General features: G+C 59.1%; 21 protein-coding genes and 1 pseudogene. 7 read left to right on the top strand and 15 right to left on the bottom strand.

Annotated elements, in window-relative coordinates; genetic code table 11:
- The first annotated feature begins 14 nt into the window (after positions 1 to 14).
- On the top strand, positions 15 to 977 hold the full coding sequence (locus N5D61_RS19010; RefSeq protein WP_279893838.1) for an ATPase: 963 nt from the start codon (positions 15 to 17) through the stop codon (positions 975 to 977).
- Between the two features lie 12 nt (positions 978 to 989).
- On the opposite strand, the gene N5D61_RS19005 is transcribed toward N5D61_RS19010, so the two are convergent.
- The 9 genes from N5D61_RS19005 to hmpA form a co-directional block, all read right to left on the bottom strand.
- Complete coding sequence (locus tag N5D61_RS19005) at positions 990 to 1,613, bottom strand: CatB-related O-acetyltransferase (protein ID WP_108235915.1); 624 nt, start codon at positions 1,611 to 1,613, stop codon at positions 990 to 992.
- Positions 1,614 to 1,654: 41 nt separating this feature from the next.
- On the bottom strand, positions 1,655 to 2,512 hold the full coding sequence (locus N5D61_RS19000; RefSeq protein ID WP_279893837.1) for a glycosyltransferase family 2 protein: 858 nt from the start codon (positions 2,510 to 2,512) through the stop codon (positions 1,655 to 1,657).
- 286 nt (positions 2,513 to 2,798) lie between these two features.
- Positions 2,799 to 3,689 (bottom strand): heme o synthase, encoded by an 891-nt coding sequence (gene cyoE / locus N5D61_RS18995; protein ID WP_108235917.1) that lies wholly within the window; start codon positions 3,687 to 3,689, stop codon positions 2,799 to 2,801.
- Positions 3,690 to 3,699: 10 nt separating this feature from the next.
- Positions 3,700 to 4,032 carry a cytochrome o ubiquinol oxidase subunit IV gene (cyoD, locus tag N5D61_RS18990; RefSeq protein WP_108235918.1) on the bottom strand — a complete coding sequence of 111 codons (333 nt, stop codon included), beginning with the start codon at positions 4,030 to 4,032 and terminating at the stop codon, positions 3,700 to 3,702.
- Positions 4,033 to 4,659 (bottom strand): cytochrome o ubiquinol oxidase subunit III, encoded by a 627-nt coding sequence (locus tag N5D61_RS18985; RefSeq protein ID WP_108235919.1) that lies wholly within the window; start codon positions 4,657 to 4,659, stop codon positions 4,033 to 4,035.
- Positions 4,660 to 4,662: 3 nt separating this feature from the next.
- Positions 4,663 to 6,681 (bottom strand): cytochrome o ubiquinol oxidase subunit I, encoded by a 2,019-nt coding sequence (gene cyoB, locus N5D61_RS18980; protein WP_108235920.1) that lies wholly within the window; start codon positions 6,679 to 6,681, stop codon positions 4,663 to 4,665.
- A gap of 3 nt (positions 6,682 to 6,684) precedes the next feature.
- On the bottom strand, positions 6,685 to 7,620 hold the full coding sequence (cyoA, locus tag N5D61_RS18975; RefSeq protein ID WP_108235921.1) for a ubiquinol oxidase subunit II: 936 nt from the start codon (positions 7,618 to 7,620) through the stop codon (positions 6,685 to 6,687).
- Between the two features lie 468 nt (positions 7,621 to 8,088).
- Positions 8,089 to 8,598 carry a disulfide bond formation protein B gene (locus tag N5D61_RS18970; RefSeq protein WP_108235922.1) on the bottom strand — a complete coding sequence of 170 codons (510 nt, stop codon included), beginning with the start codon at positions 8,596 to 8,598 and terminating at the stop codon, positions 8,089 to 8,091.
- A 339-nt stretch (positions 8,599 to 8,937) separates the two neighbouring features.
- Positions 8,938 to 10,116 carry an NO-inducible flavohemoprotein gene (hmpA, locus tag N5D61_RS18965; RefSeq protein ID WP_279893836.1) on the bottom strand — a complete coding sequence of 393 codons (1,179 nt, stop codon included), beginning with the start codon at positions 10,114 to 10,116 and terminating at the stop codon, positions 8,938 to 8,940.
- 280 nt (positions 10,117 to 10,396) lie between these two features.
- Between hmpA and N5D61_RS18960 the strand changes: the two genes are divergently transcribed.
- Genes N5D61_RS18960 through N5D61_RS18945 form a run of 4 tightly spaced genes read left to right on the top strand, consistent with a single transcriptional unit; the run spans position 10,397 to position 13,176 of the window.
- Positions 10,397 to 11,293, top strand: coding sequence for a chemotaxis protein (locus tag N5D61_RS18960; RefSeq protein WP_108235924.1), 897 nt, complete (start codon positions 10,397 to 10,399; stop codon positions 11,291 to 11,293).
- A gap of 41 nt (positions 11,294 to 11,334) precedes the next feature.
- Entirely contained in the window at positions 11,335 to 11,805 is a 471-nt protein-coding gene (locus N5D61_RS18955) for a GNAT family N-acetyltransferase (RefSeq protein ID WP_279893835.1), read from the top strand.
- Positions 11,806 to 11,848: 43 nt separating this feature from the next.
- Positions 11,849 to 12,172, top strand: coding sequence for a hypothetical protein (locus N5D61_RS18950; protein ID WP_279893834.1), 324 nt, complete (start codon positions 11,849 to 11,851; stop codon positions 12,170 to 12,172).
- Positions 12,173 to 12,213: 41 nt separating this feature from the next.
- Positions 12,214 to 13,176, top strand: coding sequence for a GlxA family transcriptional regulator (locus N5D61_RS18945; protein ID WP_108235927.1), 963 nt, complete (start codon positions 12,214 to 12,216; stop codon positions 13,174 to 13,176).
- A 16-nt stretch (positions 13,177 to 13,192) separates the two neighbouring features.
- Here the strand turns inward: N5D61_RS18945 and N5D61_RS18940 are convergent.
- The 6 genes and pseudogenes from N5D61_RS18940 to N5D61_RS18915 all read right to left on the bottom strand — a co-directional run bounded on the left by N5D61_RS18940 (position 13,193) and on the right by N5D61_RS18915 (position 19,717).
- Positions 13,193 to 14,185, bottom strand: a pseudogene (locus N5D61_RS18940) (fimbrial protein).
- Positions 14,186 to 14,187: 2 nt separating this feature from the next.
- Positions 14,188 to 14,967: a molecular chaperone gene (locus N5D61_RS18935; RefSeq protein WP_279893833.1), complete on the bottom strand. Its 780-nt coding sequence runs from the start codon at positions 14,965 to 14,967 to the stop codon at positions 14,188 to 14,190.
- Positions 14,964 to 17,381: a fimbrial biogenesis outer membrane usher protein gene (locus N5D61_RS18930; RefSeq protein WP_279893832.1), complete on the bottom strand. Its 2,418-nt coding sequence runs from the start codon at positions 17,379 to 17,381 to the stop codon at positions 14,964 to 14,966. The genes N5D61_RS18935 and N5D61_RS18930 overlap by 4 nt, the downstream gene beginning before the upstream one ends.
- Positions 17,382 to 17,667: 286 nt before the next feature.
- The gene (locus N5D61_RS18925) at positions 17,668 to 18,417 is read right to left on the bottom strand and encodes a molecular chaperone (protein ID WP_256600347.1); all 750 of its coding nucleotides are present in this window, start codon (positions 18,415 to 18,417) and stop codon (positions 17,668 to 17,670) included.
- 59 nt (positions 18,418 to 18,476) lie between these two features.
- On the bottom strand, positions 18,477 to 19,058 hold the full coding sequence (locus N5D61_RS18920) for a fimbrial protein (protein WP_177410981.1): 582 nt from the start codon (positions 19,056 to 19,058) through the stop codon (positions 18,477 to 18,479).
- 329 nt (positions 19,059 to 19,387) lie between these two features.
- On the bottom strand, positions 19,388 to 19,717 hold the full coding sequence (locus tag N5D61_RS18915; RefSeq protein WP_279893831.1) for a hypothetical protein: 330 nt from the start codon (positions 19,715 to 19,717) through the stop codon (positions 19,388 to 19,390).
- 271 nt (positions 19,718 to 19,988) lie between these two features.
- Here N5D61_RS18915 and N5D61_RS18910 point away from each other — a divergent pair, with 271 nt between their 5' ends.
- The gene (locus N5D61_RS18910) at positions 19,989 to 21,149 is read left to right on the top strand and encodes an efflux RND transporter periplasmic adaptor subunit (RefSeq protein WP_279893830.1); all 1,161 of its coding nucleotides are present in this window, start codon (positions 19,989 to 19,991) and stop codon (positions 21,147 to 21,149) included.
- Positions 21,146 to 24,295: a multidrug efflux RND transporter permease subunit gene (locus N5D61_RS18905; protein ID WP_279893829.1), complete on the top strand. Its 3,150-nt coding sequence runs from the start codon at positions 21,146 to 21,148 to the stop codon at positions 24,293 to 24,295. The genes N5D61_RS18910 and N5D61_RS18905 overlap by 4 nt, the downstream gene beginning before the upstream one ends.
- Positions 24,296 to 24,308: the final 13 nt, after the last annotated feature.

The following is a 24,308-nucleotide window of genomic DNA, read 5'->3' as shown; positions in this document are numbered from 1 at the left end:
GACCCGGCCGCCCCATGAAGACCAGCAGGAATATCACGCGCGCGTTCTGTGTCGAGCTACAGCAAGAGCTGTCGATCGTTGCAGCTCGACGGGAATACTTCTCTCAGGAATTGCCGCGCACTCGGTTCAACTTCCTCTGTTCGAGTGAGGCCTGTCGCGCCCTGGGTGTGAAAATCACCGGCGTGCGATACGACGTGAAACCTCAGGAGCACCCCACCTTCGTTGCCGCCCATTTTCGCGCCAACCCTCATTACGCACATCACCCTGATTGCGAGTGGGTCGACGAAACGGATCTCTCCGGCCAAACGCCGGCTGCCGAGCCGGAAACGGCGTTGGGTAAAGCCAAGCGCAAGCTGGATGACTACATCGACGTGTTCGACCCGGCCCTGCGAGAACCGCCGAAGCGAGAGCCCGCCGCGGTGAAGCCTGACGAAGCAGTGCCGGAGCGAGCCGCGCCTGCAACCCCCAGCGACCAAAGCGCCAAGGGCAAACGGACTGAAACCCGCACGAACAACCTGGAAAGACTGGTCGACTGCTTTCGCCAGGCGCAGGCCCAACTCACTAAAGATGAGTTTGCACTGTTGACGTTGCGCATCCCCGGACAGGGAGAGGTGTCGCTACGGTCGTACTTCCGTCACATCAAATACGCTCAACCCGGCGAAGAACAACGGGTGTTGTATGGTGGCGGACTGGTGGAGCGTTATGGCACTGGGTTCAAATTCAAATTCTTCGACAGGCTGCAGGGCAAGCTGGTCACGCTGTATGTATCGCCCGCTCAAATGCAGGCGTACCGGTCCAGCCGTTACATCAGCGAACTGCTGAGCCATGCCGATGAGGTCCGCTTCTTCACGGTCTTTGCCTTGGGCACCCTGGTCGCAAGCCCCTCGGGCAAGAGCTACAGCGTGGAGATCGATGACCTGCGCCATTTGGCGATAGTACTGGGCCCCACCAAGGAAAAAGCCGCCGAGATGCCCTAAGCGGTTCCCGCTTCAGACGGCGTTGCGTTTGCGCACGTAATCCAGGAACGTTTCGAGGTCCGACCCCGACAGCATGCGGGCCACATTCTTGACCTCTTCCATCGGCCAGTTCCACCAGGCGGCCTCCAGGAGCTGTTCCCGAACCGATTCGTCGAACCGCCAGCGAATGAACTTGCAGGGGTTACCACCGACCACCGAGAAAGGCGCAACGTCCCGCGTCACCACCGCCCCTGCGGCAACGATGGCCCCGTGCCCGATGGTCACGCCAGAGAGAATCGTGGCTCCCGCACAAATCCAGCAATCACTGCCGATCACCACATCGCCCTTGCTGGGCGCGTAATCCTTGATGTCTTCCAGGCCGTTCATCATGGCGGGAAAGGGGTATGTCGTCAGCCAGTCGGTACGGTGTTCGCCTCCCAGCAGGATCTTCACCCCGGCGGCGATGGAACTGTAGGAACCGATCCGCAGAACGGTGTCATCACCGAATTCGAAGACTTCCGGGATGCCGTACGTACCAGTCCCCACCTCGTAATGAGGATAACGCAGGCGGATTTTCTCCGGCGCGCGTTCGAGTTTGTCCAGGCTGCGCAGGCGCTTGCGGGTTTTACGGGTTTTGAGCAGCTCTAGAAATTTCATGCGGGGGTCCGAAGCGGAAAAACGGGCGCGGCGCGGTTCGATCAACTGCTCTGGCGATGCAGCAACAGCCGCTTGAAACGACGAAATGTGGTTTTGTTGAATTGGCGTAACGGTATGGAGCGCAGCAAGGTCCAGGCGTACTTCTTGTCGTTGACGACGGCGTATTTCAAGGCCTTGTTGATGATGGCCGTCAAACCCCGCTTGTAGGCCGGATGCGAGCGATAAGGCTCGATGGTGCGCATGTCGGCATCGAGCAGCACCTTGTAACGCCGGGACAGGTTGTTGGGATGCCGACGGTAGCGGGTGACACTGACAGGCAGGACGTGGACTTCATAACCCTTGCTCGCAATCTTCAGCGTCATCTGAAAGTCTTGAACCCGGATGTCGGGGTCATAGAAATCGACTGCCCGAAGCGCATCCATCCGATACAGCGAAACGGGAGCGCCCACTACCAGCGCGCCCGCCAGAATTTCATCGAAGGTCAGCTTCTTGATCGCCGAAAGCTGTTGCGTCTTGGTGTCGTTGCCATCGGAGTCCATGTAGATGATCAACGCGCCGACGCAGCCGACCTCAGGGTGACGGTCCAGATAATCGGCACGTAGACGGACCGAGGACGGCAACATGATGTCGTCCAGATCAGGTGTGCAGACGTACTGGCCACGGGCGTACTTCAGACCATGGTTCAGCGCGGCACTGACCCCTTGGTTGGCTTGGGAATACAGTTGGAAATCGTATGTGCCCCTCAACGCCTCAAGCATCGCCACGCTGTTATCGGTCGACCCGTCATCTACGATGATGACTTCGAAGTTCGGATAGTCCTGCGCGAAAATGCTCGCCATCGCAACGTCCAGATATTTCTCGGCGTTGTAGCAGGGGGCAATGATCGATACGAGGGGCATCGAGTCGCTTGATGGACAGATTTCTTGCTTGATTGGGTCGGTCATAAGTCTATGTGGCGCCGCTCTACGACTGGATCGCCGACTCTGCGTTACGATCCGTGTACATACCCGGCACATGATGCGGCAAAGCGATGAGTTTTGTCATGGGATGATTGGCAACGCAAGTGCCAATCACGCGGCTGAGGTGAACGCGTCGATGTTTTCACGGACGTTGGACGGTTTCGCGCACTATAAAAAAACCCGTCGATCTTGCGAACGACGGGGTTGGCTCTTTCGTGTCAGGCAATCAGGGAGCGGCGTAGGTGACGAGCAGTTCCTTGGTGACCTGAAAGTCCAGCGACATCGCCACGCTTAGCGCCGTGATGGTGAAGATGGAAAACACGAACAGTTTGCGTGCCCAGACGGTGTCGTCCTTGGCTTTGTATCCGGTCCAGGCCATGTACAGCCAGTACATGCCCATGGCAGCAGCGACTGCCAGATAGTTGAGCCCTGCGGCACCGCAGAACGTCAGCATCAGGGTTGCGACCAGGAAAGCCAGGATGTAGACCAGAATGTGCAGCTTGGCGACCCGGATGCCACGTTTGACCGGAAGAACCGGAATCGAAGCCGCCAGGTAGTCGTTGAAACGGAAAATGGCGATGGCGTAGGAGTGCGGCATCTGCCACAGGCTGAACATGACCAGCAAGGTCAGCGCTGCGAGGTCGAAGCTGTTGCTCACCGCGACATAACCGATCACCGGCGGCATGGCACCCGACAGACTGCCGACCAACGTGCCATGAACCGATTTGCGCTTCAGATAGAGGCTGTAGAACCCCACATAGATCACGAAACCGATCACGGCGAACAGCGCCGCCAACGGGTTGGCCTTGTAGTACAGCATGGCAACACCGACGACTCCCAGAACCGTGGCGTAGGCCAGGGCCAGTTTCAACGAAACCAGGCCCTGCACCAGCACACGATTACGGGTGCGCTCCATCTTCAGATCGATATCGCGGTCGATGCAGTTGTTGAAGACACAACCGGAAGCGACGACCAGCGACGTGCCGATCATCGCAACCAGGAACAGGCCAAAGTCGACATGCCCCTTGGACGCCAGAAAAAAGCCACCCGCCACCGAAAGCACGTTACCGAAAATGATCCCCGGTTTGGTGATTTGGATAAAGTGCTTCAGCGACATCAGGTTTTCCTCACTTCGCCATCATGACGGTGTGAATGCTGAACATGATCCAGACAGACAGGCCAACCAGCAGGACGATGACCAACGTGGCAAACGCGAAGGTGATCACATTGTTACGTTGCGCGATCGAACGGTCCAAGTGCAGGAAATACACGAGGTGAACCAGGACCTGCACGATTGCGAAGATCAGGACGATCCACAAGGTTGCGGTTTTCGACAGTGTCGGAAACATCACCAGACCGAAAGGAATTGCGGTCAGGATGATCGACAGGACGAAACCGATCATGTACGACTTGAAGCTGCCGTGGCTGGCATCGTCGTGAGAGTGATGCGAATTAGCCATTTAAATGGTCCCCATCAGGTAGACAACGGTGAACACACAGATCCAGACAACGTCCAGGAAGTGCCAGAACAGACTGAGCATGCTCAGGCGAGTCTGGTTGGTCGAAGTCAGGCCGTTCTTGCTGACCTGATACATCAGGATCGCCATCCAGATCAGACCGCTGGTGACGTGCACACCGTGGGTACCGACCAGCGTGAAGAACGCCGACAGGAAGCCGCTGCGGTTAGGGCCGTAGCCTTCTTCGATCAGCAGATGGAATTCGTTGACTTCCATGCCGATGAAGCCCAGACCGAACAGGAAGGTGATGAACAACCAACCCAGCACGCCAGCTTTGTTGCCTTTGTGCATCGCGAGCATCGCGAAGCCGTAGGTGATCGAGCTGAGCAACAGGCAGGCGGTTTCGCCCAGCACGTAGGGCAGCTCGAAGATGTCGTGGCCCGAAGGACCACCGGCGACGTTGTTAACCAGCACTGCATAGATGGCGAAGATCGACGCAAACAGGATGCAGTCGGTCATCAGGTAGATCCAGAAGCCGTAGATCTTCATCTCGCCGGCATCGTGGTGATCATGGGCGTGGTCATGATCGTGATCGTGACCTTTCGCCCCATCAAATACTAAGTTCGACATTGTTTATGCCTGCTCCAGCTTGTTGACAGGAGAGTTCGCCTGGGCGTTACGCACCGAGGCCAGGATCTTGTGTTGCTCGCCTTCGATACGTGCCACTTCGGAAGCAGGAACCATGTAGCCCTGATCGTCGCGCGCAGCGTGGATGACGAAGTAAACGACGGTGCCGATCAGACTGGCGGCAGCCAGCCAGAAGATGTGCCAGATCATCGCGAAGCCGAAGACGGTGAGCAGAGCGCCCATCACCAGGCCAGTCGCGGTGTTGTTTGGCATGTGAATGTCGGAGTACTTGGCCGGAACCTTGTACGCTTCACCATCACGCTTGGCGGCATAGAACGCGTCGATTTCTTCAGCCTTCGGCAGTTCTGCGAAGTTGTAGAACGGCGGTGGCGAGGAAGTGGACCATTCCAGTGTGTGGCCATTCCATGGGTCGCCGGTGACGTCCAGGTTCTGCTTGCGATCGCGGATACTCACGTAGATCTGGATCAGCTGACAGGCGATACCGATCATGATCAGCGCAGCACCCCAGAAAGCGACGTGCAGGTAAGGGGTCCAGTCCGGGTTGTCAGTGGTGTTCAGACGACGGGTCATGCCCATGAAGCCCAAGGCGTACAGCGGCATGAACGCCACGTAGAAGCCCGAGATCCAGAACCAGAACGCTGCCTTGCCCCACTTCTCGTTCAACTTGAAGCCGAATGCTTTAGGGAACCAGAACGCGAAGCCCGCGATGTAACCGAATACCGCACCACCGATGATCACGTTGTGGAAGTGCGCGATCACGAACAGGCTGTTGTGCAGAACGAAGTCAGCACCCGGAATCGCCAGCAGAACGCCGGTCATACCACCGATGGAGAAGGTGATCATGAAGCCCAGGGTCCAGCAGACTGGCGCGGTGAAGCGCAGACGGCCCTGGTAGATCGTGAACAGCCAGTTGAACAGTTTCACACCCGTCGGGATGGAAATCAGCATCGTTGCCAGACCGAAGAAGGCGTTGACGCTGGCGCCCGAACCCATGGTGAAGAAGTGGTGCAGCCAAACCATGAAGCCCAGTACGGAAATCGCGCCCGATGCGTAGATCATCGAGTGATGGCCGAACAGACGCTTGCCGGTGAAGGTCGAGATGACTTCGGAGAAGACACCGAACGCCGGCAGAATCAGGATGTAAACCTCGGGGTGACCCCATGCCCAGAACAGGTTCACGTACATCATTGGGTTACCCCCCAATTCGTTCGTGAAGATGTGGAAGTCCAGGTAACGGTCGAGGGTCAGGAATGCCAGGGTGCCGGTCAGGATCGGGAACGAAGCCACGATCAGGACGTTGGCCCAGGTGCAGGTCCAGGTGAAGATCGGCATGTCCATCAGCTTCATGCCTGGGGTGCGCATCTTCAGGACGGTAACCAGGAAGTTAACGCCCGTCAGTGTCGTACCCAGACCGGACAACTGAAGCGCCCAGATGTAGTAGTCCACACCCACGCCCGGGCTGTAGCCCAGTTCAGACAGCGGTGGATAGGCAACCCACCCAGTGCGAGCGAATTCGCCGACGCCCAGGGAAACGTTCACCAGCACCACACCGGAGATCAGCAGGTACAGGGACAGGGAGTTCAGGAACGGGAAGGCAACGTCGCGAGCGCCGATCTGCAGAGGCAGAACGATGTTCATCAGGCCCGTGAAGAACGGCATCGCCATGAAGATGATCATGATCACACCGTGGGCGGTGAAGATCTGGTCATAGTGCTCAGGCGGCAGATAGCCAGGGGAGCCTTCGGTGGCCAGGGCCAGTTGGGAACGCATCATGATGGCGTCGGCAAAACCACGCAGCAGCATGACCATCGCGATGATGATGTACATCACGCCGATTTTCTTGTGGTCGACCGACGTCAGCCACTCGGTCCACAGGTAGGTCCACTTTTTGAAGTACGTGATCAGACCGAGTACCGCCGCACCGCCGATAGCGATCATGGCAAGCGTGATCATGACTATCGGTTCGTGGAACGGAATCGCGTCCAGACTTAATTTACCAAACATCGTTTACTCCTCTGCCTGCGCAGCTGAATTCTTACCCATGTCCATCCCTTCCATACCGGCCACTTCTTTCTTCTCGTGGACAATCTTGCCCGGCTTCATACCTTCATACTTGTCGATGATGATCTGGAACAGGTTCGGAGTGACCGAGGAGTAGAGTTCAACGGGGTTACGCTCGCTGGGCTTGGCCAGGGCGGCATACTCTTCCGTTGCCAGTTTTTTCGGCGAGTTCTTGACATCGGCAACCCAGGCGTCGAAACCAGCCTGATCGGTTGCGGTTGCCTTGAACTTCATGCCGGTGAAGCCTGCGCCGCTGTAGTTGGCGGAGATACCGTCGAACTCGCCGTTCTCATTGGCGATCAGGTGCAGTTTGGTCTGCATGCCGGCCATTGCGTAGATCTGGCCGCCCAGTGCAGGAATGAAGAACGAGTTCATGACCGAATCGGAAGTGATGCGGAAATTGATCGGGGTGTGAGCCGGAAAGACGATCTTGTTGACGGTGGCGATACCCTGTTCCGGGTAGATGAACAGCCATTTCCAGTCAAGCGAGACCACTTCGATGGTCAGGGGCTTCACGTCCGATTCCAGAGGACGATAAGGGTCCAGCGCGTGGGTGGACTTGTAGGTCACGTAGCCCAGCACGATGATGATGGCCAGCGGTACCAGCCAGACCACCAGTTCAATCTTGGTCGAATGCGCCCAGTCGGGCGTGTAGGTCGCGCTCTTGTTTGTGGCACGGTATTTCCAGGCGAAGATGATGGTCATGAAAATGACCGGCACCACGACCAGCAGCATCAGCAGAGTGGCGGTGACGATCAGGTCACGTTCCTGCATGCCGATGTGGCCCTTGGGATCCAGCAGGGTGTAATCGCACCCGCTGAGCAGGAGCATGCTGAAAAGGGCCAAGAAGCCAAAAAACCTGGGGTACCTTTTTTTACTCATCTCACGACCTCTAAAAGCAGCTTTCGCATCGCAGTTGGGTTTCGACCGCCAACACTTCACCCTGCCAGGTGCTGGCAAATGCTTGGATTGAACAGGGGCCTGTCAAGAAGCTTGTGGCCTCGTAACAAATCCGGTTTTGCTGTGATTTCTTATTCGAATGGTGGCAACCGCCAATGCGGCCCAAATCCCTTGGCGCAGCCATTCAGAATTTGACGCAAGAGGCCATCCAAACGGTGTCTACAAAGGCGTAAAAACGCTTTCCGACCTCGATTTACGCCGCCCTTCGCGTGAGGGGGGCGTTAAGTGGGGGCGATTGTAGGTGCGTAAAGTTTTATTGACTATGAGTTTCTGCGCAACAATTAATTTCCGGATTTGTAAGAATGCGCGCATATGCCGCACTCGAAAAAGCCTCTAAGGCCCCAATTTTCCTAAGGTCATTGGGGCACATTTTCACGCAACACTTTGTAATCAGCGTGGTTTCGCCCTGTTTCGGATGATGCCTGCCGGTACCAGAATTACCGTTAGAACAAAAGCGATCAGAGCCCATTGCGCAAGCGATAGTCCGAAAACTGGCGGATATGGCGTCTCGCAGAAGCCAGCCACCTGAAAACCGAGGGGAAACAGGTTCGCCAGTGGCAAGCCGTCCACGATTGGCTGCAAGACGTCGATGCCGCAGCTTTCGGTCGGGTGCGTTTGAATCCAGACATGACGTCCTGCTGCAACAATCCCGCCCACCGCGCTGAGCGTAACCAGCACCTCGCAGATGGTCAGGCTCAGGCGCCCGGGCATCGCCGCACCGATGAACGCGAAGATCGCGATGAACAACAACGCATAGCGCTGCAGGATACACAGCGGGCACGGGGCCTCGCCCAAGACGACCTGCATGTACAACGCCCCACCGATCAGCGCCAGGCAGATGATGCCCAACAAAACCAGGAACTGCTTTTCACGGCGCAGGTAAATCATCGCTTCAGTCATTCACATACCCTTTGAAGATGGTGTCCATTCAGATCGGCCGATCTGTGTTGCGTGCCCGGTGCGTCCCGGAAAGCCGACGATTCTACCACCGTCGCGGTCTCACACCGGCCAGATGGTTAAGCGATCGGAATTACCGGAACATTAAGCAAAATGCGCAACAATCCCGCTGCGCTCTGCATGTTTTCTTCCTTATATATAGAAGCATGCGACGCTATGACGCAGGGACCGTTCGCCGCACCCTTCCTTATAGAAAGAAGAATGTGCGGCATGACGCGAGCCCGGGCGACTGCACGTGAGGTGGTTCACGTGCGTCGTCACCACCGTTGAGGGCCAGGACGGTTACAAATCCGAGGCCGGGCCGAAGAATTCATACCGGGCTTGTGCGTCTGGCACACCCGCTGCCTTCAATTGACGCTTGACCGCCGCCATGAAGCCTTTGGGTCCGAGAAAGTAGGCGTCCAGATCGCGGTCTTCTGGCAACCATTGTTCGAGGCGCGTCTTGTCGAGGACGCCGAGACCATCCGCGGCCGGGCTTACACCGTCGTCTTCTTGGTACAGATAGAACCGCTTGAGTTGAGGGTGTTTCCCGGCCAGGTCGTCCACCCATTGGCGGAACGCGTGGACGGCACCGTTGCGAGCACAGTGAATGAAGTGAATGGCGCGCGAGGTTGCCAACGCGGCCTCCAGCATGGCAAGCGTCGGCGTGATGCCTACGCCGCCACTGATCAGCACCAGAGGTTTGTCGCTGTCGCGCAGGGTGAATTCACCTGAAGGTGCGAACAGTTGAACGCTGTCAGCAATGTGGACCCGGTCGTGCAGATAATTGGAGGCCCGGCCCCCCGGTTCGCGTTTCACGCTGATACGGTACTGATTGTTCCTCGCTCGCGCGGACAGTGAATAATTGCGGCGCACCTCCTGGCCGTCCACGGTCAACTGCAGCCCGATGTACTGACCCGCTGTGAAGTCCAGAATCGGCTGCCCATCGGCAGGGGCGAAGTAAAACGAGGTGATTTCTTCACTCTCGCGTATCTTCGCCACGACCGTGAATTCACGCCCGCCGCGCCAACCTCCGGGCGCCCGGGCTTTCTGTTCATACATCTGCTCCTCGGCAGCGATCAGGATCTCTGCCAATTGCCCGTATGCCTTGCCCCATGCCGCCACGACTTCATCGGTGGCAATCTCGGCACCGAGCACGTCGCGGATAGCCTCTAGGAGGCACTCGCCGACCAGTGGGTAATGCTCGGGAAGGATTTGCAGCGCGACGTGCTTGTTGATGATCTTCACCACAAGATCACCCAACTGTTCGAGTTGGTCGATGTGTCTTGCGTACATGAGCACCCCGTTGGCCAGAGCGCGCGGCTGGTCACCACTGGCCTGATGCGCCTGGTTGAACAAAGGGCGGACTTGGGGATAGCGGCCCAGCAATTTCTTGTAGAAATGGGTGGTCAAGGCCTCACCCCCACTCTCCAGCAACGGGACGGTGGATTTCACGATGGCACGATCGGAAGCAGTCAACATGATGAACTCCTCAAGCTCAATGCGTTAATAACTGCCCTAGGCTTTACAGAAAACGTGCCAGGAAACAAAAGGTTATAAATCAGTAGCTTATTAAGCTTATAGTTTTTTTGACCCCATCTCGAACGTTGTCTTTATGACCAGACAGGAGTCATTTTGACCTGATGCAATCCCCATCCATAGCGAAAACCGCTAAAGCCTGTCCGCGCCGGGTCGATACACCGTCATCGACAGTTGTTTGCGCCACTGGGTGCAGGCAACCACCGCAAGACAGAAGGCTCACATGTCCAAGAACGTCCGCGCAGATTCACTTTCGCTTCTGCTGTTCACGCTGCGCAGCGGGAAGCTGATGGCGATCAACCTGCTCAAGGTCAGCGAAATCATCCCCTGCCCTCCCCTGACACGGTTGCCCGAATCGCACCCGCACGTCAAAGGCGTGGCGACACTGCGTGGCAATTCGTTGTCGGTCATCGACCTCAGTCGCGCGATCGGCGAGCGCCCACTGCTCGACCCCGACAGTGGCTGCCTGATCGTCACCGACGTCAGTCGCTCCAAGCAGGGGCTGCACGTTCAGGCCGTGAGCAAGATCGTCCACTGCCTGACCACCGACATTCGCCCCCCGCCCTACGCCTCTGGCACGAAATCCTTCATCACCGGGGTGACCCAGGTCGATGGGACCCTGGTGCAGGTGCTGGATATCGAAAAGGTCATTCATGGCATTGCCCCGACGCAAATCGAGGCGACGCCCGAAGAGCTGACGCCGGAAGAGAGCGAAGTGTTGGCCAAAGCCCGGATTCTCGTCGTGGATGACAGTCAAGTCGCGCTCCAGCAGTCCGTACTGACCCTGCGCACGCTGGGCATCGAATGCCATACGGCCCGCAGTGCGCGGGAGGCCATTGACCAGCTCCTGGATTTGCAGGGCACGGCACAACAGATCAACGTCGTGGTGTCCGACATCGAAATGTCGGAGATGGATGGCTATGCTTTCACTCGAACGTTGCGGGAAACACCTGATTTCCAACAACTGTACGTGCTCTTGCACACCTCGCTGGACAGCGCGATGAACGCCGAAAAGGCCAGGCTGGCAGGCGCCAACGCGGTCCTGACCAAATTTTCTTCCCCCGAACTGACGCGATGCCTGATCGAAGCAGCCCGTACCGTGGAAGCTCAAGGGAGCTGAGACCCGGCCCATGTGACGCCTCCACGCGGCACTATTGGCTGATGCGTCGTTCGCTCAGCGAGCCAGTGTCGGTGCCGCTCTGGCAACCGCCGTTGCGGCGCATGCCCTTTGACCGAAACAGTGCACTCGCTGCGCACCGTCTGCTGGCAGAGGGCACTGCCGTCGGGGGCGGCCGGGTGTCCGATTTCGAAACGTGGCTGTGCGCGTTCGAAAGCGATCCGGAATTCGATCCGCAATTATGTTTCGTCATCGCGGACACCCAAGGCGCGATTGCGGTTTGCCAATGCTGGAACAGCGCCTTCATCCGCCATTTGGTGGTGCATCCCCGTGGCCAGCGCCAAGGCATCGCCGAACGACTGCTGAATCTGGCCTTCGGCGCCTTTGCCGCACGCGGAGAAGGTCACGTCGATCTCAACGTCATGGAGAGCAACATCAGGGCCCGTCGTTTGTATGAGCGCGTGGGCATGCGCTATGTGCAGCGTGGAGAACTCGATCCTGCCCGAGCACTCTAAAACGCTGTCACGTTCCGTGACGCCGAAATCGAGGGAGCTTCACATGAAATTGACCGCCTTGGCCCTGATCGCCCTAGCCACCATCGCAGGTCCGGCTAGCGCGTCGAGCACCGAAGCGTGGAATGCGTTCGACAAAAAGCTGGTCGACAGTTGCGTGGCCGCCAGTACCTTGAAAAACGCCAGACCCGCTGGCGCAGCCGCGATGTTCGATGACAGCGTGGGCTACAACGCCCTGTTGATCAAAGGCCAGTACAAGCAAGCTTTCATGAAGAACAAGACCGGCACCGAGCTGTGCCTGTACGACCGCAAGCATCAGAAAGCGCTGATCACCGAGTGGGATAACGTCACCACACCACCGAAGAAATGAGCTATATCTTCATCCTTTTGCAGGGTGTCTGAGGCTCACTGATGAAAAGCGTGGCGATCGTGCTCTTCCCTGACGTCCAGGCTCTGGATGTTGCCGGCCCGCTGGATGTATTTGCCGAAGCCAACCGCTTCGTCAGCGGGGGCGAAGGCTACACGATCACCACCGTCGGTGCCGCGCCCTACCCCATTCGCGCTTCCAATGGCATGCCGCTCGGCGCCGAGCATACGCTTGAGAGCGCCCCGCCGGTGTTCGATGTCGTGCTGGTTCCGGGCGGCCCGATGTTGCCTGAGAACCCCGAAATGCCGCTCATCACCGACTGGCTGCATAAGGTCACGCCGCAGGCGGGACGCTACGGGTCGATTTGCACCGGCGCCTTCATTCTCGGCCACGCTGGGCTGCTCGATGACAAGAAGGCCACCACTCACTGGAGCCACGCTCTGGAACTGGCGGAGATGTTTCCGAAAGCAAGGGTCGAGCCTGACCGGATTTACGTGCGCGATGGAACATTGATGACTTCCGCCGGGGTGACCGCGGGCATCGACATGGCCCTTTCTCTCGTAGCCGAAGACCATGGCCCGGCCATCGCGCTGGCCGTCGCCAAACGGCTACTGGTGGTGGCCCAGCGTCAGGGGGGCCAATCCCAGTTCAGCCCGTTCCTCAACACGTCCGCAGAGGACGACTCCCCGGTTGCGAAGATTCAGCGCTATGTGCTGGAGCACATCAGCGAGCCGTTTTCGGTGGAGCGGCTCGCCGATGTCGTTTCGATGAGCCCGCGCAGCTTCGCTCGCGTGTTCGCGCGAGACGCGAAAGTGACGCCCGCCGAGTTCGTTCAGCGAGCGCGAATCGATGCGGCAAGGCGCCTGCTGGAGGGCAGCGAGCGCGCCATAAAAGCCGTGGCGTATGACTGCGGATTCGGCAGCGCAGCCCGAATGCGCCTGATTTTCACCCAACGATTGGGGGTCACGCCAACGCAATATCGCGACAGCTTCCGCAAGGACGGATAAGCCTTAGGCCCATCGCTTATTTGTAGAACAGGTCCACCAGGACCTCTGCGGAAAATGGCCCGGGGATCGGCGCGTCGGTCTGCCAAACCAACTCGGCGTTGAAATCGGCGGTCGCGGAGTAGTTCTCGCCTTGCAGGTCGGTCACATGAAAGGGCTCGTGGTAGCGCACCGGCAGATTGTTACGCGCGTTCGTCAGCCGGATGCCAACACTGCGGTTGTTGACAGGCACCAGCACGTCCCCCGACAACACACCGGAGACAGGGGTAAAGCGCGCATTGAGGCTGAACGGCGAATCGCAGACGCGGCTGGTGGCCAGCGCAAACCGTTGGAAGGTCGCCACCTCGCCCACCCTTACATTCTTGATGGGCACGTCGCCGAACTCGACCGTTTCCGGCATCACGCGCAGCTCGGCGTTGCAAGCCACGAAGCGCAATCCGTTCAGGTTGTTGATGACGTAATTGAGGTTGTTGTCAGGATCTGGATTCATGCCCGTCGCGCTGTCGAGCTGGAAGAACCTTTAATCGAGCAGATCACTGGCCACGCCTGAAGGTGGAGTGGGGCCGTACTTCTCGATGAACACCGAAAAGGGCAATGAAAAGGTTACTTTGGGGCACATTGCGAGCCGGGCGCCTGACTCATTGCATGCGGGCAGAATCTGCTGAGTGGGAATCTGCCCCCCGCTTTGCACATGGTCGACACCGCCAAAGGTCAGTCCCGCTCGAATGCCCTGCCCGATCTGACGGTTCTCGGGGTTCAGATAAATCGCGACAGGTTCGGCAGCACCCGGTCGGTCCCGCGCGCACTCGACCTGCAGGTTCAGGCGCTCCGAGCGCCAGACCACGCTGGCGTCCGGCAGGCTCGCGGGGATGGCGACGCTGCTGCTGAGGTCCGCGCGAATGAGCGTTTCGCCACTGCCCTGGGTCTTGCACGTCATGGCCATCCCGGCGGAGGGCAGAAGGATCGCGACGAGCAACGTTGAACGCCAATAGACAGATGAGGAGGTCTTCATGATCAGCATGTCCCTATGGAAGAACGAGGGCCCGCGCTCTGCGGCCGGGCGTGGAAAGGCGCGCTGTCCTGGGGTTGCGCGCAGAAATCACGCTGACCGCCGTAATCGGTCAGCGCTTTGAAGGTCAGCGTGGGAAGCGCCCGCTGGGCGAACGCGGGCGGGACGCGCAGGGCGTGACTGGAAAAAGGATCGAGCATGACGTCGTCGTGCATCCGAGCGCCGTCGATGTCGATCTTGTTCAACGCGACATAAAAGGGGGTCGGGTTGGAAATGCGCAGCAGCGACGGATCATCCGGCATTCGCTGCCAGATAAGCGCTTGCGTGGCCAGCGCCGGATCGCCGGCAAGCCCCTGGGGACGGTAGAAGAGGTTGATCCGCTGCCGCACAGCCAGGTTCAACTGTCGCTTGGCGGCACTGCGCCGCGGCACTTCCAGAACGTACAGGTGCAAGAGGGTTTCGCGATCCCGCGCAAGCCCCACCCCCTCGTACAGAATGCGCAACGTTTGCTTGCCCTGCGCTGCCAGTCGTGTGAGGGGTGGCGTGACCGCAAACGGCAGATCCGCCACTGCGCCCCCCCGTTCCTCGGTGGCGGCCTGTGGGTTTTCCAGCCAGGCTTGAACGAGCACCTCGGCAGCGCCGGGATTGCTGATGTCGAGCGTTGCCTCATGAAAGCGACCATCGAATACCAGTCGCGTTCCGCTCAAAGAAACAACTGCTCGGGCGTGTTGGCTGAGCAGCGCAACGACCAGACCGATCACGACAAGTGATTTGAGTGGTTTCATTGGCAAATGACCTTCAGCCGATCGTAAGCGCGCTGCGGATCGCGCTCAGGCAACTGGTAGCGAGCACGGCACGCGAAATCATCGCCTTTGAGCACCAGCTCACCCGCATCCTTCTCGCTCAACACCAAGGCGCGACTCGTCGGGTCTACGGCTGCCAGCACGTTACCCGATTCATCCTCGACCGATGTTCCCAACGGCAGACGGCTGCCATCCGGGCGCAGCAATTCGAACTGCACCCTTCGCCCGATCTGGGTTTTGAAACTGGCCACCGGTATGGCTCCCCGACGCGGAACCACCTGAAATACGGCGTTCTCCAACTCGATGTCAGCCCCAAGCTGGCGGGTGTCGAGGCTGATCCAGTTGGCGCGGTAGGGCTGAGCGTAGGGAACCACGGCATAGCCGTTGGCCGAGGTTTCAACATTGCTGTGATTGCTCAAACGAGCGCCGTCGACGTTCTCCACGTGCACCAGGGCGAAGGTTTCGCCCAAGGGCTGACCCACATTCACTCCGCCGCCGTGTACAACGACCGAGCCCGACGCGCCCAAACTCAACGCACGGAAATCGCTCCCTTGACCGTAACCGGCGTCGAACCGGCCGTATGACGTCGCGGTGTTCAACCTGCCGAACATCGACGTACTCGAACCGCTGGCCCGCCCGGCCTGAAGCGAGTAGAACGTGTTGCGATCACCGAGCACTTGTCCATTCAGGCCTGCCTGCAGATCGTAATCGCCGCGCCGGTCGCGAACCGCGTTGAAGAAAGCCCGTGAGCTGCCCGCGTCGTCGCCCAGAGGAAGGCTCAAGGTCAGTGCGATCCGGTTGTCGCTCTGACGCTGACCATCGCGCTCGAACGTCTGGTTGCGTTCCAGCGACAGGCTGTAGCTGAGGCGGCGCCAGGCCGCGTTCCACGACAGGTAAAGTTGTCGGGTCTTGCCGGCGTCACCCCAGTAACGCTGCTCGGAACCGGTAATGCTTAACGACGCAAACTGCTCGGGCAGCGCCTGGGTCAGATTGATTTCCAAGCGGTCTTTCGCGCGTCCGGCACCTGAAAACGTCAGCCGCTGCTGTTCTTCGAGGTGCTCGTCGAGGGTTCGGTAGGTGTCGGTGGAGTAGCGGTAGCCGGCAACCGCCAGCGTGGTATGCGTCGCCGCCAGCGTGTTGGCATAGCGCAGTCGCAGGCTCTGGCCATTGTCTGTCTGCCCCTGCTGTTGGCTGCTTGATTGGGTCAAGTCCAGCGAGACAGCCCCCACGCCGGTGTTGATGCCGGCACCGACGTTAGCCGCCTGATAGCCCTGCGTGAGTTGCGCGCCACCGGCCACCGTCACCCGGTCGGTCAACCCGTAAATCAGGGTCATGCTGGCCAGGGCGGGCGAATCTTCACCCTGCTCATAGCCGTCGTATTGGCCTGCGGCGAGGCTGTAACGCAGCGCATGTTTGGGAACCATGATCGGCAAGGAAGCATAGGCCTGTGTAAACACGCGTCTGCGGCCGTCGGCTTCGACCACAGTGACTTCCAGGTCGCCATTCGAGCCACTGGGGTAGATGTCCGAGATCTCGAAGGGCCCCGGTGAAACGTTGCCACTGAACAGCATGAAGCCGTTTTGTCGTACCTCGACGGTGGCGTTGGTTTCTGCGATGCCGCGAATGACCGGGGCATAGATCCGTTCGTTGTCCGGTAGCATGCTGTCGTCGGTCGAGAGCATGGCCCCGACGAAACGAACGCTGTCGAAGACTTGCGAATCGGTGAAGGTTTCCCCAAGCGTCAGTTGGCTCTTGAGGGAGGTGATGTCTCGTTGGAGAAAGGTCCGGTTACTCCGAAACCGATAGGGTTGATTGTCGCCGTAGACGACGGACGACTCATTGCGTAGTCGCCAGGCGCCGAGATTCAGCCCATTGCGCAGCCCCAGGTAATACTGATCCTGTGTCCGATGCTGCCGCTCACGCCGTGCTGCGCTGAACGCGTAACTCACGAAACCTGCCGACACGCCCTCGTCCCACAACTCCGGCGCGATGTATCCCCGAACACTGCGCTGCATCATGGTTTGGGGAATGCTGATATTGAGCCGCAAGCGGTTGGGCTCGTACTCCACGCGAGCGAACTCAACGTTTGCCACCAGATCGAAACATCGGTCGGACGACCCAGGCACGCCCTTGATATCGGCGACGTTCATGCCGAATTGCCCCAGCATGTCCAGCGTCAGACAGGCCTCGATGGTCCCGTTACGAGGGTTGGCGACAAACGTGATGTCGCGTCGGCCACTGAGCACGCGATTGACGAAAATATCCACCCGATACGTACCGGGAAGCACGCTGTTGGCTTGCAGGAACGTGTCGAGGTCTGCCGGTTGATCGGTGCCCTGAATGAAGGCAGTGTTGAACTTCACTGGCGGTGCACTGACGCCGGTCCCGTCTGTCATCGCCATCGCCTCCGGCAACGTCATGCATGCCGTGCTCACTGCGATCCAGAATGACCATGGCTGAATTCCAGATGTCCTTGACTGCCGCTTGGTCCCGCGTGGATCAACGCCACGGGTGACTTTTATCTGGCTTTCCTTGCTGCGCTTGTGTCGCCGTTCCATTAGCTGTGTTCACTCGTGTTCTGAGTTCGATGCACTGCCGAGTCCCTTCTTGCAGGCGTGCGAAGCGAAGCCGGACACAGGTCCGGCTTGAAAAAGTGGGTCAACGAAAAAGCCCTGAGCCTTGTCAGGTTGAAGGATCGGTCTTGATAGCCTGTGCGGGACGGTCTGACGCTACCGTGGCGTGATACCGCTCCTGCGCGCCGAAGTCGTTGATGCTGATGAAGGCCAGTTCAAGCGGCCCACCTCCGGGCTTTTGCAAAGGCATCTGGCGACGCTCACCGGGGGCCAGCATCCTGCTGTCCTCCTCCAGCACGACCTTTGTGCTGCGTCGCCCTTCAAGCTTGATCATCGATACGTGGTAGCGAGTGGGGTTGACCACTTCCAACTGGCCGTCGCGAATTCGCCATTCAAGCGCCTGTGCAGCGTCCAGCGGATCGCCCGTCAAACCCTGTGGCCGATAGAACAATTTGATGCGTTGGCGGATGGCAATCTGCAACTCGTTCTCACGGCCCGCCTGGGGGATTTCCTGAACGCTGAGCCAGAGCACCGACTCGCGATCGGTCGGCAGCCCTTGGCCCGAATACATGATTCTGATCAGTTGCCGAGCATCGCCCGGCAAGCGAGCGAGGGCAGGTGTGACGGCGAACGGAGGCGCTGACGATGCGGTGTCTTCGCCGCCGGTATCGATCCATGACTGCGCCAGCACCTCCGAAGCACCGGTGTTATGCACTTGCAGGCTAACCTCTTTTTGGGCGCCGTCATAAATCACACGCGTGGCGTTCAGTACGATGCCCGCCTGAACCTGGACAGCCAGCGTCATGGCCAGACCGGAGCACAACCAGCGGCCCAACTTACGCATTATCGTAGAAAACATGGAAAGGATTCCGCACAGGTAGGTGGCGAGAAGAGCCGGGGCTCATCTCGCCGGGGACATCACTTGTAATCCATCACGAAAGGCAAGAACCCATCTGCGTTGCCAGGGTTGGTGGTTGTGCCATTGAGCACATACACCGCGCCAAGATTGATTTCAGCGGTTGCCGTGTCGCCGTTCTTGACCAGGTCGGTTTCGATGGTTTCGGTGCCGCTCAGGTCCATCAGGCGGTTCGAAGCATTGAGCAGGCCGATGCCCACACCGTCAGCCGCGCCGGTGGTACGCAGCAGTTTCTGGTCGTTGTTGTCCAGGCCGCTGCCTTGACGGGCAATGAAACGCATGTCGACAGAGTTGTACGCCGAGGCTCCGCCGGAGCAGTTGACCAGCAACTGAATGGGCGAAGCAGTATCCAGCTTGGCCTGGGCGTAGGTGCCGATGTCAGCGAACGACACGTTCCCCATGTCGACGTTGATTTCACCCGCATTCGAGCCCTGGCTTGCGCCGACGCCCGCGCTCACGTCACAGGTGATGTTGGTCAGCGTGCCGGTCATGATCAGCTTGCCGTTGTTTGCCGCGGTGGCAGTCCCTGCCATACCCAGCCCCATTGCAGCCATGACAGCCAGAGAAAGAGAAATATTTTTCATGTTAACGACATTCCTTGTGTCAGTTCGTGTGTGCCCTTAAGGACGACGAGAACTATAAGGACGGCGTTAGCGTCAGGATGTCAGGCTGTCTACCTCGAACGGGCAGAAACGACAGTGAAAAACGAAGGATATTTCCGTAGGATTTATCAGAGCATCGCTGCAGCCCGTGTAAATTGCGCCCTTATCAAGATCCAACGAAGAAAGTGCTGCGCGGTCTTCTGCGACGCGTTGCAAGGATGAATGCCGATCACCAGGCGAACGCACAGAAAAGCCGCCCGGACCAGAGGTCCGAGGCGGCTTATGTTGATTGATAGGTGTGCGGTAAAAGGTCAGTGGTAAGTGAGCGTCACGACTGCGTTGCGCTGTCCGGTGCGGGAAGAGGCCTGTTCCATATAAGCGGCGGAGACCGGCACCCAGTGACCTTCGCAGGCATCGTCATGGGCAGCCAGCGCGAGGCTCAGGCGCAGGTTGACGTGCATCGACTTCGATTGCTCCTGTCTGCTGTCGGCCGTTTGTAACCTCGCATCGCATCCTGCATTCACGAGCCCACCGTGGAATGCCAGGGCATATTGCGAGGGCGGTGCTGCTGATACCGCCTGAGCAAAAGCACCGGCAACCGCCAGCGAGAAAAACATCGACAGGGCTTTTTGACTGTTCATCGCCACACTCCGAAGTGAAGGCTCGCATTAATCAGTGATGTCGAGCCGGGGAGGACGACCGATCAGAAAACGCGCACATTCGAGGTAGGAATTTTCGCGCTCTCGTTCAGGCTATCGCTCCCTTGCCGCTTTTCTTTATGCCACTCCATCCTCCGCCCATCTCCACCTGACAATATTGACAGGCAGCAGTCATTTTGCTGACCGGGTGCTAGGGGTATAAAGGGAAGGCTCGATTATCCGCACCCCATCTTTTCGCTGGCGTTATCCCTGTATGCACAAAAAGAAAAAAACTGTGATGGCCGTGGCCGTCCTCGTTGGCGGGTTGGCGGTGGGCCTATGGACCTTCACTCGCCCCGCGCCGAAGCGAATCACCGCACCCACGGCGGTCCCGGTGCAAGTCGTCAATGTCGTGCGCGAAGACGTGCCGCGTTACGCCACGGGGATTGGTTCGGTGCTGTCCTTGCAAAATGTGGTCGTTCGTACGCAGGTGGACGGCATTCTGACCCGGCTGATGGTCAAGGAAGGTCAACGGGTCAAAGCCGGGGATCTGCTTGCCACCATCGATGATCGCTCGATCCGTGCCGCCCTCGGACAGGCCAACGCTCAGTTGAGCCAGAGCCAGGCCCAGTTGAACGTGGCGGAAATCGACCTCAAGCGCTACAAGTTGCTGACGCAGGACAACAGCATTCCCAAGCAGCAGTTCGATCAACAACAGGCGTTGGTCAACCAGCTCAAAGCGACGGTGCAAGGCAATCAGGCGTCGATCAACGCTGCGCAAGTGCAATTGTCCTATACCCAGATTCGCTCGCCAGTGACAGGCCGTGTCGGCATTCGCAATGTCGATGAAGGCAATTTTCTTCGGGTTACGGACGCCAACGGCCTGTTTTCGGTGACCCAGATCGACCCCATTGCCGTCGAATTTTCCCTGCCGCAGGACATGCTTCCCACTCTGCATGAACTGCTGGCAGCGCCTGCTCCGGCGAAGGTCAACGCCTACATGGGTGACGGGACCACGGGCACGCTGCTGGGCGGCGGCACATTGAGCCTGATCGACAATCAGGTGGCTGCGACCACCGGCACCATTCGCGCCAAGGCGCTTTTCGACAACACGACCGAAAAACTGTGGCCTGGTCAGTTGGTCAGCGTACGCATTCAAACGGCCATCGATCGCGCTGCCCTCAAGGTTCCGCCCCAAGTGGTGCAACGGGGTATCGATCAACATTACGTGTTCAGGGTCACGGGCGATAAAGTCGAGGTGGTGCCGGTCAAGGTGCTGTACCAGAACAGCGATCTGGTGTTGATCAGCGGCGTCAACGTCAACGACGTCCTGGTCAGCGATGGTCAATCGCGACTCAAGGATGGCGCCCACATTGAGGTGGTCAAGGCCGAACCGTTGGCCACGCTAGCCGATGCGGGCGGAGCGGCGAAATGAAAGGCCATGCTTCGGTTTCTGCCTGGTGCGTGAATCATCCTGTCGCGACTGTTTTGCTGACCTTTGCGTTGGTCCTTCTGGGCTGCATTGCGTTTCCACGTCTGCCGGTGGCGCCACTGCCTGAAGCGGAATTCCCCACTATCCAGGTCTCAGCCACGCTGCCCGGGGCCAGCCCGGAAACCATGGCCTCCTCGGTCGCCACGCCGTTGGAGGTGCAGTTCAGCGCCATTCCCGGCATGACCCAAATGACATCCAGCAGTGCGTTGGGCTCCACCAACCTGACGCTGCAGTTCGTTCTGAACAAAAGCATCGACACTGCTGCGCAGGAAGTCCAGGCAGCGATCAACACCGCGTCCGGTCGTCTGCCGGCGGATCTGCCCACCGCGCCCACTTGGCGCAAGGTCAATCCGGCCGACAGCCCGGTGTTGATCCTCAGCGTCAGCTCCAACCTGATGCCCAGCACGGAATTGAGCGATGTGACCGAATCCTTGCTGGCCCGCCAGTTGAGCCAGATCAACGGCGTCGGTCAGGTCGCGATCACCGGTCAGCGACGTCCGGCCATTCGCGTTCAGGCCGCACCGGACAAGCTTGCCTCCCTCGGGTTGACCCTCGCTGACCTGCGTGGCGCGCTGCAGCAAACCAGCCTGAACCTGGCCAAAGGGGCGTTATACGGCAAGGACAGCGTCTCGACCCTGGCCTCCAACGATCAACTGTTCCAGGCAAAGGATTACGATCAGTTGATCGTCGCCTACAAGGATGGCGCGCCGATTCACTTGCGAGATGTAGCGAGGGTCGTCGACGGCTCTGAAAACGCCTACGTCAATGCTTGGTCAGGGCAGCAACAAGGCGTGAACATCGTCATTTTCCGCCAGCCCGGCGCCAACATCGTCGAAACCGTGGACCGTGTACTAGGAGAGCTGCCACGGCTACAGGAAATGCTTCCCGCCTCCGTGGACGTGACGGTGCTCAGCGACCGGACCAAGACCATTCGCGCCTCGCTGCATGAAGTGGAAATGACCCTGTTGATCGCCATTGCGCTGGTGATCGCGGTCATGGCCCTGTTCCTGCGGCAGGTCTCTGCGACGCTGATCGTCACGGCCGTACTGGGCGTGTCGCTGGTGGCCAGCTTCGCGCTGATGTATGTGCTCGGATTCAGCCTCAATAACCTGACACTGGTGGCCATCGTGGTCGCCGTGGGCTTCGTCGTGGACGACGCCATTGTGGTCGTCGAGAACATCCACCGTCACCTGGAGGCCGGCGAGAACAAGCGCGATGCGGCCATCAAAGGCGCGGGCGAAATCGGTTTCACCGTGGTGTCGATCAGCTTCTCGCTCATTGCGGCGTTCATTCCACTGCTCTTCATGGGAGGTGTGGTCGGGCGGCTCTTCAAAGAGTTTGCGCTGACGGCGACCTCGACCATTCTGATCTCCGTGATGGTTTCGCTGACGCTTGCACCGACCCTGGCCGCGCTGTTCATGCGCGCCCCTCATCATGATGCCCATGCCAATCCCGGCTTTGGCGAGAAGCTGCTGGCGCGCTACGCCAAGGGGGTGCGCTATGCCTTGGCCCATCAACGATTGATGATGGGCATCTTCGGCCTGACGCTGGTGCTGGCGGTGGTGGGCTACGTGCTGATTCCCAAAGGCTTCTTCCCTGTACAGGACACCGGCATGGTGTTGGGGACCAGTGAAGCGGCGGCTGACATCTCCTACCCGGACATGGTGGCCAAGCACAAACAACTGGCGAAAATCATCGGCGAAGACCCTGCCGTCAAGGCGTTTTCACACTCCGTGGGTGTCAGCGGCAGCAACCAGACCATCGCCAACGGCCGGGTGTGGATTGCGTTGAAAGACCGTGGCGAGCGCGATGTCTCCGCGAGCCAGTTTATCGACCGGATTCGCCCCAAGCTGGCGAAAATCCCGGGCATCGTGCTGTACCTGCGGGCAGGGCAGGACATCAACCTCAGCTCAGGCCCCAGCCGCGCGCAGTATCAATACGTGCTCAAGAGCAACAACGGCGCCCTGCTCAATGAATGGACGCAGAAGCTCACTGAAAAACTCAGGTCGATTCCGGCCTTTCGCGACCTGTCCAACGATTTGCAACTGGGCGGCAGCGTGACCCATCTGGACATTGACCGAAATGCCGCCGCGCGCTTTGGCCTCACCACCGCCGACGTGGATCAGGCCCTGTACGACGCTTTTGGCCAACGGCAGATCAACGAATACCAGACCGACATCAACCAATACAAAGTGATACTCGAACTGGACCCCTCCCAACGCGGCAGGGCCGAAAGCCTGAATTATTTCTACCTGCGCTCACCGCTGACCAACGAAATGGTCCCGCTGTCCGCGCTGGCCAAGGTCGGCGCGCCAAAGATGGGGCCACTGTCGATCAGCCACGACGGGATGTTTCCGGCCGCCAACCTGTCCTTTAACCTGTCCGCAGGCGTCGCGCTGGGGGAGGCGGTGCAGTTGCTGGATCAGGCCAAGAACGACATCGGCATGCCTGCGTCGATCATCGGCAATTTTCAGGGCGCCGCCCAGGCGTTCCAAAGCTCCCTGGCCAACCAGCCTTGGCTGATTCTGGCGGCGCTGGTTGCGGTGTACATCATCCTGGGGGTGCTTTATGAGAGCTTCGTGCATCCCCTGACGATCATCTCGACGCTACCTTCGGCGGGCATCGGCGCGCTGCTGTTGCTATGGCTGATGGGCCAGGATTTCTCGATCATGGGCCTGATCGGCATCGTGCTGCTGATTGGCATCGTCAAGAAGAACGGCATTCTGCTGGTCGATTTCGCGCTGGAGGGGCAGCGGCATCGGGGGTTGTCACCCGAGGTGGCGATTTACGAGGCGTGCATAACGCGTTTCCGCCCTATCATCATGACCACGCTGGCCGCCCTGCTCGGCGCCTTGCCGCTGATGCTCGGGTATGGCGTGGGGGCCGAATTGCGTCAGCCACTGGGAATCGCCGTCGTGGGCGGACTGTTGGTCAGCCAGGCGCTGACGCTGTTCACCACCCCTGTCATTTACCTGCAACTGGAACGGCTCTTCCACCGTCGGCAGCCGATGCCGACATCGACCCCGCCCTCGGCGCCCCAGAAAACGACAAGCGTGCCCGTGGCTCGAAGGTCAGCAGCAGAATCGTGAGCACCAACGACTT

Origin of the sequence: Pseudomonas sp. GD03842 (assembly GCF_029841165.1) — a bacterium.
Classification (GTDB): Bacteria; Pseudomonadota; Gammaproteobacteria; order Pseudomonadales; family Pseudomonadaceae; genus Aquipseudomonas.
Note: the sequence above shows the minus strand (reverse complement) of the source record. Positions and strands in the feature narration are given on the sequence as shown.